Source organism: Azospirillum oleiclasticum (assembly GCF_013423485.1).
GTDB lineage: Bacteria > Pseudomonadota > Alphaproteobacteria > Azospirillales > Azospirillaceae > Azospirillum > Azospirillum oleiclasticum.
In genome coordinates, this window is the sequence record NZ_JABFFR010000027.1 from 85,707 (window position 1) to 98,135 (window position 12,429).

At 71.8% G+C, this 12,429-nt stretch carries 11 protein-coding genes; all 11 read left to right on the forward strand.

Annotated elements, in window-relative coordinates; all coding sequences use genetic code 11:
* The 11 genes from mraY (at position 1) to ftsZ (ending at position 12,386) form a co-directional block, all read left to right on the forward strand.
* On the forward strand, positions 1–1,086 hold the full coding sequence (gene mraY / locus HL658_RS24500) for a phospho-N-acetylmuramoyl-pentapeptide-transferase (protein WP_180283757.1): 1,086 nt from the start codon (positions 1–3) through the stop codon (positions 1,084–1,086).
* A 7-nt stretch (positions 1,087–1,093) separates the two neighbouring features.
* Positions 1,094–2,488 carry a UDP-N-acetylmuramoyl-L-alanine--D-glutamate ligase gene (gene murD, locus HL658_RS24505; RefSeq protein WP_180283758.1) on the forward strand — a complete coding sequence of 465 codons (1,395 nt, stop codon included), beginning with the start codon at positions 1,094–1,096 and terminating at the stop codon, positions 2,486–2,488.
* Positions 2,485–3,606 carry a putative lipid II flippase FtsW gene (ftsW, locus tag HL658_RS24510; RefSeq protein ID WP_180283759.1) on the forward strand — a complete coding sequence of 374 codons (1,122 nt, stop codon included), beginning with the start codon at positions 2,485–2,487 and terminating at the stop codon, positions 3,604–3,606. The genes murD and ftsW overlap by 4 nt, the downstream gene beginning before the upstream one ends.
* Before the next feature lie 5 nt (positions 3,607–3,611).
* On the forward strand, positions 3,612–4,754 hold the full coding sequence (murG, locus tag HL658_RS24515; RefSeq protein ID WP_180283760.1) for an undecaprenyldiphospho-muramoylpentapeptide beta-N-acetylglucosaminyltransferase: 1,143 nt from the start codon (positions 3,612–3,614) through the stop codon (positions 4,752–4,754).
* Positions 4,751–5,005 (forward strand): hypothetical protein, encoded by a 255-nt coding sequence (locus HL658_RS24520; protein ID WP_180283761.1) that lies wholly within the window; start codon positions 4,751–4,753, stop codon positions 5,003–5,005. The genes murG and HL658_RS24520 overlap by 4 nt, the downstream gene beginning before the upstream one ends.
* A 5-nt stretch (positions 5,006–5,010) precedes the next feature.
* Positions 5,011–6,444, forward strand: a complete 1,434-nt coding sequence (gene murC / locus HL658_RS24525; protein ID WP_180283762.1) for a UDP-N-acetylmuramate--L-alanine ligase — start codon at positions 5,011–5,013, stop codon at positions 6,442–6,444.
* On the forward strand, positions 6,441–7,376 hold the full coding sequence (murB, locus tag HL658_RS24530) for a UDP-N-acetylmuramate dehydrogenase (RefSeq protein ID WP_180283763.1): 936 nt from the start codon (positions 6,441–6,443) through the stop codon (positions 7,374–7,376). Before murC ends, murB begins: the two co-directional genes overlap by 4 nt.
* The gene (locus tag HL658_RS24535) at positions 7,373–8,293 is read left to right on the forward strand and encodes a D-alanine--D-alanine ligase (RefSeq protein WP_180283764.1); all 921 of its coding nucleotides are present in this window, start codon (positions 7,373–7,375) and stop codon (positions 8,291–8,293) included. Before murB ends, HL658_RS24535 begins: the two co-directional genes overlap by 4 nt.
* The gene (locus HL658_RS24540; protein WP_180283765.1) at positions 8,290–9,213 is read left to right on the forward strand and encodes a cell division protein FtsQ/DivIB; all 924 of its coding nucleotides are present in this window, start codon (positions 8,290–8,292) and stop codon (positions 9,211–9,213) included. Before HL658_RS24535 ends, HL658_RS24540 begins: the two co-directional genes overlap by 4 nt.
* 28 nt (positions 9,214–9,241) lie before the next feature.
* The gene (gene ftsA / locus HL658_RS24545; protein WP_180283766.1) at positions 9,242–10,510 is read left to right on the forward strand and encodes a cell division protein FtsA; all 1,269 of its coding nucleotides are present in this window, start codon (positions 9,242–9,244) and stop codon (positions 10,508–10,510) included.
* Between the two features lie 94 nt (positions 10,511–10,604).
* Positions 10,605–12,386, forward strand: a complete 1,782-nt coding sequence (gene ftsZ / locus HL658_RS24550; RefSeq protein ID WP_180283767.1) for a cell division protein FtsZ — start codon at positions 10,605–10,607, stop codon at positions 12,384–12,386.
* The last annotated feature ends 43 nt before the right edge of the window (positions 12,387–12,429 follow it).

The following is a 12,429-nucleotide window of genomic DNA, read 5'->3' on the forward strand; positions in this document are numbered from 1 at the left end:
ATGCTGTACAACCTGCTCTTCCCCCTGGCCGACGTCTTCAGCCCGTTCAACCTGTTCCGGTATCTCACCTTCCGGACCGGCGGGGCGGTGATCACCGCGCTCGTCATCTCCTTCGTCTTCTTCCCGCGTCTGATCGCCTGGCTGAAGAGCAAGCAGGGGGAGGGGCAGCCGATCCGAACCGACGGCCCCGAGACCCACCTGAAGAAGAAGGGCACGCCCACCATGGGCGGGCTGATGATCCTGATCGCCGTCACCATCAGCACCGTGTTGTGGGTGGACCTGACCAACGCCTACACCTGGATCGTGCTGGGCGTGACCATCGGCTACGGGCTGATCGGCTTCCAGGACGACTATCTGAAGCTGACCAAGCGCAACCCCAAGGGCATGTCGGGCAAGGCGAAGCTGATCGGGCAGGTCGGCCTCGGCGTCGCCGCCGCCATCGCCGTGGTGCTGGTGGCGCAGCCGACGCTGGCGACCGGGCTGGCGGTGCCCTTCGTGAAGGATTTCGTGATCGAGCTGGGCTGGTTCTTCGTGCCGGTGGCGGCCTTCGTCATCGTCGGCGCGTCGAACGCGGTGAACCTGACCGACGGGCTGGACGGTCTCGCCATCGTGCCGGCGATGATCGCGGCCGGTTGCTTCGGCCTGATCGCCTATCTGTCGGGCAACGCCATCTTCGCCAACTACCTGCAGATCCACCATGTGCCGGGCTCGGGCGAGCTGGCGGTGTTCTGCGGGGCGCTGGCCGGGGCGGGGCTGGGCTTCCTGTGGTTCAACGCGCCGCCGGCCATGGTGTTCATGGGCGACACCGGCTCGCTGTCCATCGGCGGGGCGCTGGGCGCCATCTCCGTCGTCACCAAGCACGAGATCGTGCTGGCGATCATCGGCGGGCTGTTCGTGCTGGAGACGGTGTCGGTGATCGTGCAGGTCACCTCCTTCCGGCTGACCGGCAAGCGGGTGTTCCGCATGGCGCCGCTGCACCATCACTTCGAGAAGAAGGGCTGGGCGGAGCCGACGGTGGTCATCCGCTTCTGGATCATCGCCTCCATCCTGGCCCTCATCGGCCTCTCCACCCTGAAGCTGCGGTGAGGCCGGGATGATCGACCTCTCCTTCCTGCAAGGCCGTGCGGTGGCGGTGATGGGGCTCGGCAAGTCCGGCCTCGCCACCGCCGACGCGCTTTTGCGCGCGGGCTCCGACGTCCGCGTGTGGGACGACAACGCGGCCAAGCGTGGGGAGGCGGAGGCCGCCGGCTTCCGCGTCGTGGACCCGCTGGCCGCCGACCTGTCGGGGCTGGCGGCCCTCGTCTGGTCCCCCGGCATCCCGCACAGCTTTCCCAAGCCGCACCCCGCCGCGGTCCGCGCACGCGCCGCCGGGATCGAGCCGCTGTGCGACGTCGATCTGCTGGGCCGCGCCGAGCCGGACGCCGCCTTCATCGGCATCACCGGCACCAACGGCAAGTCCACCACCACCAGCCTGATCGCCCACGTCATGCAGGCCGCCGGCCGGCGCTCGGCCGTCGGCGGCAACCTGGGCACGCCGGTGCTGACGCTGCCGCCGATGGGCGAGGGCGGCACCTATGTGCTGGAGATGTCGAGCTACCAGCTCGAACTGACGCGCTCCATCGTCTTCGGCGTGGCGGTGCTGCTCAACATCACGCCGGACCATCTGGACCGGCACGGCGGCATGGACGGCTACATCGCCGCCAAGCGCCTGATCTTCCGCGGCCAGACGGGGGCTGATACGGCTGTCGTCGGGGTGGATGACGCGCACTGCCGCGCCATCGCCGACGGGCTGTCCGCCGCCGGCGGTCCGCGGGTGTGGCGGATCAGCGCCGAGGGGCCGGTCGCGGGCGGCGTCTACGCCGACGGCGGCTGGCTGGTGGACGACACCGAGGGCCGGGCGGAGCGGGTGGTGGAGCTCGCCACCCTGCCGACGCTGCTCGGCCGGCACAATTGGCAGAACGCCGCCGCGGCCTTCGCCGCCTGCAAGGCGGCGGGCGTGCCGGCGGCGGTGATCGCCGCGGCCATGGGAACCTTCCCCGGCCTTGCCCACCGGCAGCAGACGGTGGCGACGCTGCGCGGCGTGCGCTTCGTCAACGACAGCAAGGCCACCAACGCCGACGCGGCGGAGAAGGCGCTGGCGACCTACGCGCCGGTCTACTGGATCCTCGGCGGGCAGGCCAAGGACACCGGGCTCGCCGGGCTGGAGCCGCTGATGCCGCGCGTCCGCCGCGCCTTCCTGATCGGCGAGGCGAGCGAGCGTTTCGCCACCTGGCTGGAGGCCAACGGCGTGGCGCATGAGCGCTGCGGCACGCTGGACGTGGCGGTGCGCCGCGCCGCCGGGGCGGCGTGGGACGACGCGCTGCCCGGTGCGGCGGTGCTGCTGGCCCCGGCCTGCGCGTCCTTCGACCAGTTCGCCAATTTCGAGAAGCGCGGCGAGGCCTTCGCCGCGCTGGTCAACGAGCTTCCACAGGGAGGGGCGGCCGCATGATCACCTTCGACCGCACCGACCAGTCCGTCTTCGGCCGCTGGTGGTGGACCGTCGACCGCTGGCAGCTCGTGGCGCTCGCCATCCTGATGGCGATGGGCACGGTGCTGATCACCGCGGCCAGCCCGCCGGTGGCCGAGCGCATCGGCATCGACGACACCTTCTACTTCGTCGAGCGCCACCTGCTGATGCTGGTCCCGGCGTCGATCATCATGATGTCGGTGTCGCTGCTGTCGCCCCGCGGGGTCGCGCGCACCGCCGTCGTCGTCTATCTGGTGGCGCTGGCGCTGGTGGCGGCGACGCTGGTGGTGGGCGTGGAGATCAAGGGCGCGCGGCGCTGGATCCACATCCCCGGCCTGTCCCTCCAGCCGTCGGAGTTCGTGAAGCCGGCCTTCGCGGTGGTGGCGGCGTGGCTCTTCTCGCTGTCGCGCACCACGCCGGGCTTTCCCGGCAGCTTCGTGTCGATGGTGCTCTACGGCGGCACGGTGGGATTGCTGCTGATGCAGCCGGACCTGGGCATGGCCTTCGTGCTGTCGGCCGTGTGGTTCACCCAGTTCTTCCTGGCCGGGCTGAACGTGCTGCTGGTGGTGGCGCTGGGGGTGCTGGGGGTGGCCGGCCTTGTGATGGCCTATTTCACCTTCCCGCACGTGACCAGCCGCATCGACCGTTTCCTCGACCCGCAGGCCGGCGACACCTATCAGGTCAGCCGCTCGCTGGAAGCCTTCGCCAACGGCGGGCTGATGGGCACCGGGCCGGGGCAGGGGACGGTGAAGTTCTCGCTTCCCGACGCGCACGCCGACTTCATCTTCGCGGTGGCGGGGGAGGAGCTGGGGCTGGTCGCCTGCCTGCTGATCGTGATCACCTTCGGCTTCATCGTGCTGCGCGGCTTCGCACGGGTGTTCAACGAGAACAACTACTTCGTGATCCTCGCCACGGCCGGGCTGCTGGTGCAGTTCGGTCTGCAGTCGATGATCAACATGGGCTCGTCCCTGCATCTGATGCCGACCAAGGGCATGACGCTGCCCTTCATCAGCTACGGCGGCTCGTCGCTGCTGGCGCTGGGCTTCGGCATGGGCATGGTGCTGGCGCTGACCCGCAAGCGCTTCGGGCCGGGGGACTGACGGCCATGGCGCGCGACCTCCCCATCTTCCTTCTCGCGGCCGGCGGCACGGGCGGGCACATGTTCCCGGCCGAGGCGCTGGCGCGCGCGCTGCTGGGGCGGGGGGCGCATGTGGAGCTGGTGACCGACCGCCGCGGCCACGCCTTCGGCGACCAGTTGCCGGAGGTGCCGGTGCACCGCGTGCACGCGGCCGCCCCCGGCGCCGGCTTCCTGGGCAAGCTGAAGGCCGGGCTGGTGATGGGGCGCGGTCTGCTCCAGTCCGGCGCGCTGATCCGCCATCTGCGGCCCGACGCGGTGGTCGGCTTCGGCGGCTACCCGTCGGTGCCGGCGGTCTACGCCGCGGCGCAGGCCAAGGTGCCGGTGCTGCTGCACGAGCAGAACGCCGTGCTCGGCCGTGCCAACCGGCTGCTGGTGCCGGGTGCCGCGCGCATCGCCACCGCCTTCCCGGAGGTGTCCGGGGTGAAGCCGGCCCACCGCGCCAAGATCATCCGCACCGGCAACCCGGTGCGCCCGCCCATTGCCGCCCAGCGCCACGCCGCCTACCAGCCGCCCGCCGCCGACGGTCCCGTCCGCCTGCTGGTGATGGGCGGCAGCCAGGGGGCGCGGGTGTTCAGCGAGGTGGTGCCCGCCGCACTCGCCCGCCTGCCGGAGTCCTTGCGCGCCCGCATCCACCTGTCGCAGCAGTGCCGGCCGGAGGATCTGGAGGAGGCGCGGGCCGCCTACGCCGGCATCGGGCTGGGGTCGGTCGACCTGCAGAGCTTCTTCCGCGACGTGCCGGAGCGCATGGCCGGCTGCCATCTGGCGATCACCCGGTCCGGCGCGTCGACGGTGGCGGAACTCACCTGCATCGGCCGGCCGGCGATTCTGGTGCCGTACCCCCACGCCATGGACGATCACCAGACCGCCAACGCGCGCGCGGTGGTTGACGCCGGAGCGGGGTGGCTGGTGCCGCAACCTGCCTTTGTGGCGGATGCCCTTGCAGACCGGTTGACGGACCTGCTGGTACACCCCGATAACCTTGCCGTCGCCGCGGCGGCGGCGCACGCCTGGGGCATGGACGACGCCGCCGGCCGGCTGGCCGACGCCGTGTACGCACTCGCCGACATCCCGACCGAACCACCCACCGACGCCACGGAGGCCGCGGAATGAACAAGGGTCTGCGCAATCTCACGCGCCGCACCGCGCGCCCGCTCCACGCCTGGCCGGCCCGGCCGACCCGCGCCGAGGACGCCTGGAGCCGCCGGCCCGACTGCCCGCTGATCCCGCGGGAGGCGGCGGCCTACGGCTTCCTGCGCGACCGGCTGCACGTGGTCACCGGCGCCGTCGCCCTGCCGCCGGCGCTGTCGGACAACGCCGTCGACGCCACCCTCTGCCTGATGCTGCGGCGGGGGAGGGAGTAACCGCCATGCGCGCCCTTCCGCTCACCATCGGCACCATCCACTTCGTCGGCATCGGCGGCATCGGCATGTCGGGCATCGCCGAGGTGCTGAAGAATCTCGGCTACACCGTGCAGGGGTCGGACCTCGCGGAGAGCGCCAACGTCAAGCGCCTGCGCACGCTGGGCATCCATGTGGAGATCGGGCACCGGGCGGAGAATCTGGGCTCCGCCGCGGTCGTGGTCATCTCGTCGGCGGTGAAGAAGGACAACCCGGAGGTGGTGGCCGCGCGCGGCGCGCTGATCCCCGTGGTGCGCCGGGCCGAGATGCTGGGCGAGCTGATGCGGCTGAAGTGGTCCATCGCCATCGGCGGCACCCACGGCAAGACGACGACCACCTCGATCGTCGGCAACCTGCTGGAGCATGCCGGGCTCGACCCCACCGTGATCAACGGCGGCATCATCAACGCCTATGGCACCAACACCCGGCTCGGCTCCGGCGACTGGATGGTGGTGGAGGCGGACGAGAGCGACGGCACCTTCGTGAAGCTGCCGGCCTGCATCGCCGTGGTCACCAACATGGACCCCGAGCATCTGGACTTCTACGGCACCTTCGACAACGCGCGGGCCGCCTTCGACAGCTTCGTCCAGAACATCCCCTTCTACGGTTTCGCGGCACTCTGCATCGACCATCCGGAGGTGCAGGCGATGATCCCGCGGGTGTCCGACCGCCGCATCATCACCTACGGCTTCTCGCCGCAGGCCGACGTGCGCGCCGTGAACGTGGAGCTGGGGCCGGAGGGGGCACGCTACGACGTGCTGCTGTCCGACCGCGCCACGGGCGAGAGCGCCACCATCACCGGCGTGACGCTGCCCATGTTCGGGCCGCACAACGTGCTGAACTCCCTGGCCGCCTTCGCGGTCGGGCACGAGATGGGCATCCCGGCCGAGGCGATGCGGGAGTCCATGGCGAAGTTCCAGGGCGTCAAGCGCCGCTTCACCCGCACCGGCGTGTCGGGCGGCGTGACGGTGATCGACGATTACGGCCACCACCCGGTGGAGATCGCCGCCGTGCTGCGCGCCGCCCGCACCGCCGGCAAGGGCCGCACCATCGCGGTGGTGCAGCCGCACCGCTACTCCCGCCTCGCCAACCTGTTCGAGGAGTTCTGCACCTGCTTCAACGACGCCGACGCCGTGGTGGTGGCCGACGTCTACGCGGCGGGCGAGACCCCGGTCGAGGGCATCAGCCGCGACGCGCTGGTGGAGGGGCTGCGCATGCACGGTCACCGCCACGTGGTGGCGCTGCACGGGCCGGACGAGCTGCCGCGGCTCGTCCGCGAGATGGCGCAGCCCGGCGACTTCGTGGTCTGCCTGGGGGCCGGCAACATCACCCAGTGGGCCAACGCCCTGCCGGCCGAGTTGGACCGGCTGCGCGCGGCCGAGCCGCAGGGGGTGGGCGGATGACGGCCCTTTCCGCCATGACCGAGCCCCACCTCATCGACGTGATGCCGCGGGTGCGCGGCCGGCTCACCGCCGACGCGCCGCTGGCGCCGGTGACGTGGTTCCGCGTCGGCGGCCCGGCGGAGGTGATGTTCCGCCCGGCCGATGCCGAGGATCTGGCGGTCTTCCTCGACGCGCTGCCCGACGAGGTGCCGGTGACGGTGATCGGCGTCGCCTCCAACCTGCTGGTGCGCGACGGCGGGGTGCCGGGCGTGGTGATCCGGCTCGGCCGCGGCTTCGCCGACATCGACGCGGCGGGCACCGACGTCACGGCGGGTGCGGCGGCGCTCGACCTCAACGTCGCCGCCGTCGCGCGTGACGCCGGCATCGGTGGGCTGGAGTTCCTGTCGGGCATCCCCGGCACCATCGGCGGCGCCCTGCGCATGAACGGCGGCGCCTATGGCCGCGAGATGCGGGACGTGCTGATCGCCGCCCAGGGGGTGGACCGGCGCGGCGCGCGGCTGACCTTTACCGCCGCCGAGATGGGCTTCACCTACCGCCACAGCGCGGTGCCCGACGATGTGATCTTCACCGGCGCGCTGCTGCGCGGCACCCGCGAGGATCCCGCCGTCATCGGCGCCCGCATGGACGACATCGCCGCGAAGCGCGCCGATACCCAGCCGGTGCGCGCCCGCACCGGCGGCAGCACCTTCAAGAATCCCCCCGGCCGCAAGGCGTGGGAGCTGATCGACGCCGCCGGCTGCCGCGGCCTGACCGTGGGTGTGGCGCAGGTGTCGGAGAAGCACTGCAACTTCCTGCTGAACCTCGGCGGCGCCACGGCGGCCGACCTGGAGACGCTGGGCGAGGAGGTGCGCCGCCGCGTCTTCGACCGCTTCGGCATCATGCTGGAGTGGGAGATCAAGCGGATCGGCCTGGCCAAGGGGGACGCGCGATGAGTGCACAGCGCCACAGGCATGTCGCCGTCCTGATGGGCGGCTGGTCGGCGGAGCGGGAGGTGTCGCTGGTCAGCGGCGCCGGGGTCGCCCGCGCGCTGGAGGAGGAGGGCTACACGGTCACCGCGGTGGACGTTCAGCGCGACCTCGCCGGCCTGATGCAGGCCCTGTCCGATCCCCGCCCCGATGTGGTCTTCAACGCGCTGCACGGCCGCGGCGGCGAGGACGGCACCATCCAGGGCGTGCTGGAGTTCCTGGGCATCCCCTACACCCATTCCGGGGTGCTGGCGTCCGCCGTCGCCATGGACAAGGCGATGACCAAGCGCGTGCTCGCCGGCGTCGGCATCCGCTCGCCGCAGGGGCGCGTGCTGCACCGCGGCGAGCTGGCGGACGGGCACCCGATGGAGCCGCCCTACATCGTCAAGCCGGTGGACGAGGGCTCGACCGTCGGTGTCACCTTGGTGCGCGAGGGGCAGAACGCCCCGGTGGGCGAGGGCTGGACCTTCGGCGAGCGGGCGCTGGTGGAGGAGTTCATCCCCGGCCGCGAGCTGACCGTCGGGGTGATGGGCGGCAAGGCGCTGACGGTGACGGAGATCGTCTTCCACGCCACCGTCTACGACTACACCGCCAAATACACCGCCGGCCACGCCGAGCACGTCATCCCCGCCGCCATCCCCCCGGTGGTGTTCGAGGAGGCCAAGCGCGTGGCCGAGCTGGCGCACGGGACGCTGGGCTGCCGCGGCGTGTCGCGCAGCGACTTCCGCTGGGACGACCGCAAGCCCGGAACCGAGGGGCTGTACTTCCTGGAGATCAACAACCAGCCGGGCATGACCCCGCTGTCGCTGGTGCCGGAACAGGCGGCGCACCTCGGCATCGGCTACGGCACGCTGGTGGCCTGGATGGTGGAGCACGCCGGATGACCGCAGCGCCGACCGCCTCCCGACGCAAGATGGACACCCCGCCGCCGCCCAAGGCGATGGCGGACTCCGCCCAGCGCGGCAACCGCCGCCGCGCCTGGCCGCGCTGGGCGCGTCCGGCGATCAAGCTCGCCGTGGTGGTGCTGCCGCTGGCGATCGGCGGGCTGGCCGTGTGGAACGCGGTGCGGTCGGACACGCTGACCGGCTTCGGCAACTCGATCGCCGTCCTGCTGCAGGACAAGGCGGCCGCCTTCGGCTTCGCGCTGGGCGACGTGATGGTGGAGGGGCGGACCGAGACCGACCGTGCCTCCGTGCTGGGCGCGCTCGGGGTGGAGCGGGGCGACCCGATCTTCGCCATCGACCTCGACGACGCCAAGGCGCGGCTGGAGCAGCTTCCCTGGGTCTCCGCCGCGGCGGTCGAGCGGCGCCTGCCGGACATCCTGTATGTCCGGCTGAGCGAGCGGCAGCCGATGGCGATCTGGCAGCACGAGCGGCGCTTCACCGTGATCGACCGCGATGGCCGCCCGCTGGCCGACGCCACCGAGCTGGCGCGGCGCGGCAACATGCGGATCGAGACGCTGCCCCAGGTGGTGGGCGCCAACGCCCCGCAGCAGGTGCCCAAGCTGCTGGCCGCGCTGGAGCGGGTGCCGTCGCTGCTGCCGCGGGTGGCGGCGGCGGTGTGGGTCAGCGACCGCCGCTGGGACCTGAAGCTGAACAACGGGGTGATGGTGAAGCTGCCGGAATCCGGCATGCAGACCGCCCTCCAGCAGCTCGCCGAACTCGACCACAGCGGGCGCGTCCTCGACCGCGACATCGTGGCGGTCGATCTGCGTCAGCCCGACCGTATGGTGCTGCAGACGTCCTCCACCGCCGTTCTTCCCGGCGCGGAAGAGGACAAGAAGAAGCCGGGGAAGAAGATATGAGCGTCAACGCGGCCGGGGGGTGCTGACGATGGGCTTCAATGGCGTGAAGAAGCCGAAACGACCGACGCGCGGCGGGACCATCGCCGCGCTGGACGTCGGATCGACGAAGGTCTGCTGCCTGATCGCGCGGGTCGACGACCCGGGCAACCTGCGCGTGGTCGGCGTCGGGCACGGGCTGGCGTCCGGCGTGCGCGCCGGCGCCATCGTCGATATGGAGGCGGCGGAGACCTCCATCGGCGCCGCGGTCCACGCGGCCGAGCAGCAGGCGGGGGAGACGATCCGCGACGTGGTCGTCAACATCTCCGGCGGCTACCCGGTCAGCCACATGTTCAACGCCGAGGTCTCGGTCCCCGGCCAGGAGGTCAACGACGCCGACGTGCGGCGCGCCATGGCGAGCGCGCGCGCCCTGCAGATCGGCCCCGAATCGTCCCTGGTCCACGCCATCCCCACCGGCTTCTCGCTGGACGGCAACCGCGGCATCCGCGATCCCAAGGGCATGTACGGCGACCGGCTGGGCGTGCAGGTGCACGTCATCACCGCGTCCGCCGGCGCCGTCCGCAACCTGCACACCTGCGTCGCCCGCTGTCACCTGGACATCGAGAGCGTGGTCGTCAGCCCCTACGCCTCGGCCCTGTCCTGCCTGGTGGAGGACGAGATGGAGCTGGGGGTCGCCTGCATCGACATGGGCGGCGGCACCACCACCATCTCCGTCTTCTTCGAGGGCAACATGGTGTGGACCGCCTGCCTGCCGATCGGCGGCGGCCACGTCACCAACGACATCGCCCGCGGCCTGACCACCCCGGTCGTCCACGCCGAGCGCATGAAGACGCTGCACGGCAGCGCCATGGCCAGCGCGTCGGACGAGCGCGAGATGATCGACGTGCCGCAGGTGGGCGAGGAGGAGCGCGGCCAGGGCAACCACGTGCCCAAGTCGCTGCTCGTCCGCATCATCCAGCCCCGGCTGGAGGAGATCTTCGAGCTGGTGCGCTCGCACCTGGAGCAGTCCGGCTTCGGCAAGCTGGCCGGCCGCCGCGTCGTGCTGACCGGCGGGGCCAGCCAGTTGCCGAGCACGCGGGAACTGGCCCAGCTCATCCTCGACAAGCAGGTCCGCATCGGCCGCCCGACGCGGATCGCCGGGTTGGGCGACGCCCGGTCCGGTCCGGCCTTCGCCACGGCCGCGGGCCTGCTCATCCATGCCGTCCGTCATCCCACCGAACTTCCGGTATCCGGCTTCGAGGCCGTGAGCGCCGGGGGCCTGTGGGGGCGGGTCGGTCTGTGGCTCAGGGAAAACCTGTAGCCGCGCCCAGGAACGCCCACCGGGCGGTGGCGACGCCGCCCGCACTGCGCACGAACCCGACGGAACGGAACCAAGGAAGGTTGTGGAGGCCCACATGATCAATGTCAGCATCCCGCAGATCGAGCCCGAGCTGAAGCCGCGCATCACCGTGTTCGGCGTTGGCGGCGCCGGCGGCAACGCCGTGAACAACATGATCAAGTCGAATTTGGAAGGCGTGGAGTTCGTCGTCGGCAACACCGACGCGCAGGCGCTGAAGGGCAGCCTCTGCGAGAAGCGCATCCAGCTCGGCACCAACGTCACCCGCGGTCTCGGCGCCGGCTCCAAGCCGGACGTGGGCCGCGCCGCGGCGGAGGAGCAGATCGAGGAGATCGCGGCGCATCTGGACGGCGCCAACATGGTGTTCATCACCGCCGGCATGGGCGGCGGCACCGGCACCGGTGCCGCCCCGGTGATCGCGCGGGCGGCGCGCGAGCGCGGGCTGCTGACCGTGGGCGTGGTGACCAAGCCCTTCCACTTCGAGGGCGCGCACCGCATGCGGCTGGCCGAGAACGGCATCGCAGAGCTGCAGCAGTATGTCGACACCCTGATCATCATCCCCAACCAGAACCTGTTCCGCATCGCCAACGAGAAGACGACCTTCGCGGACGCCTTCAAGATGGCCGACGACGTGCTGCATTCCGGCGTGCGCGGCGTCACCGACCTGATGGTCATGCCCGGCCTGATCAACCTGGACTTCGCCGACATCCGCTCGGTGATGACCGAGATGGGCAAGGCGATGATGGGCACCGGCGAGGCCGGCGGCGAGCGCCGCGCCATCGAGGCGGCCGAGGCGGCCATCTCGAACCCGCTGCTGGACGACGTGTCGATGAAGGGGGCGCGCGGCGTCCTCATCAACATCACCGGCGGCTACGACATGACCCTGTTCGAGGTGGACGAGGCGGCCAACCGCATCCGCGACGAGGTCGATCCCGACGCCAACATCATCTTCGGCTCGACCTTCGACAGCACCCTGGAAGGCACGATGCGTGTGTCGGTCGTGGCGACCGGCATCGACGCCGCCGCCATGGCGCACCCGCGCCCGGCGGCGGCCCAGCCGGTCAACCTGTCGCTGGTCAGCGACCGCTCCAAGCGTCCGGGCGCCGTCCCCGGCCTGCACGCCGCGGCCCCGGCCCGTCCGCTGCACGACCACGCCCCGGTGCCGTCCCCGGCGGTCGCCGCCCCGGCGATGTCGGCGACCACCGCTGCGGCGCTCAAGAGCCAGCCGGTGATCACGTCCTCCGCCGCCCCGCGCATGGACGCCCACTACGAGACGCAGCACCACCAGGCCCAGCCGGCCCCGCAGCCGGTGCAGGCCGAGCCGCAGCACGTTCCGCAGGCCGCCCCGCAGTCCTACGCCGCGCCGCAGACGCACGGCTACGAGCAGCCGGTGCAGCACCAGCACGCCGCCCAGCCGAAGCCGGCCGCCGGCCCGCTGCACGGCGAGCGCCGTGACGGCCACTTCATCGCCCCGACTCCGGCCGACCCCGGCCCGCGCCAGCCGCTGTCGGCCGGCCCGGTCCCGACCGCCGGTCACGACGGCCCGGAGGCCGCCGCCAAGAAGCGCATGTCGCTGTTCGGTCTGGTCACCGGCCTCGCCCGCCGTGGGCACGAGACCGCCGAGCCGCCCAAGCCCGCCCAGCCGGCGCACCACCACGCCCCCCAGCACGCCCCGGCCCAGCACAACCCGGCCCAGCACGCGCACGCCCCGGTGCCCCAGGCCCCGGCGCAGCCGCAGCGCCAGCCCATGATGGGCATGGAGGGCGGCCAGCCGAAGATGACCGCGGCGGACGAGGAGCAGCTCGACATCCCCGCATTCCTGCGTCGTCAGGCCAACTGAGGCTCCGGTTCCGTCACAGCCTTCCGTCGGTCGGCACCCCCTC

Excerpts from the sequence above, each read along its gene's own strand:
- ftsA (WP_180283766.1), top strand. The coding sequence starts at position 9,242 with ATGGGCTTCAATGGCGTGAAGAAGCCGAAACGACCGACGCGCGGCGGG.
- HL658_RS24540 (WP_180283765.1), top strand. The coding sequence starts at position 8,290 with ATGACCGCAGCGCCGACCGCCTCCCGACGCAAGATGGACACCCCGCCG.
- murC (WP_180283762.1), top strand. The coding sequence starts at position 5,011 with ATGCGCGCCCTTCCGCTCACCATCGGCACCATCCACTTCGTCGGCATC.
- murB (WP_180283763.1), top strand. The coding sequence starts at position 6,441 with ATGACGGCCCTTTCCGCCATGACCGAGCCCCACCTCATCGACGTGATG.
- HL658_RS24535 (WP_180283764.1), top strand. The coding sequence starts at position 7,373 with ATGAGTGCACAGCGCCACAGGCATGTCGCCGTCCTGATGGGCGGCTGG.
- ftsZ (WP_180283767.1), top strand. The coding sequence starts at position 10,605 with ATGATCAATGTCAGCATCCCGCAGATCGAGCCCGAGCTGAAGCCGCGC.
- murD (WP_180283758.1), top strand. The coding sequence starts at position 1,094 with ATGATCGACCTCTCCTTCCTGCAAGGCCGTGCGGTGGCGGTGATGGGG.
- murG (WP_180283760.1), top strand. The coding sequence starts at position 3,612 with ATGGCGCGCGACCTCCCCATCTTCCTTCTCGCGGCCGGCGGCACGGGC.
- ftsW (WP_180283759.1), top strand. The coding sequence starts at position 2,485 with ATGATCACCTTCGACCGCACCGACCAGTCCGTCTTCGGCCGCTGGTGG.
- mraY (WP_180283757.1), top strand. The coding sequence starts at position 1 with ATGCTGTACAACCTGCTCTTCCCCCTGGCCGACGTCTTCAGCCCGTTC.
- HL658_RS24520 (WP_180283761.1), top strand. The coding sequence starts at position 4,751 with ATGAACAAGGGTCTGCGCAATCTCACGCGCCGCACCGCGCGCCCGCTC.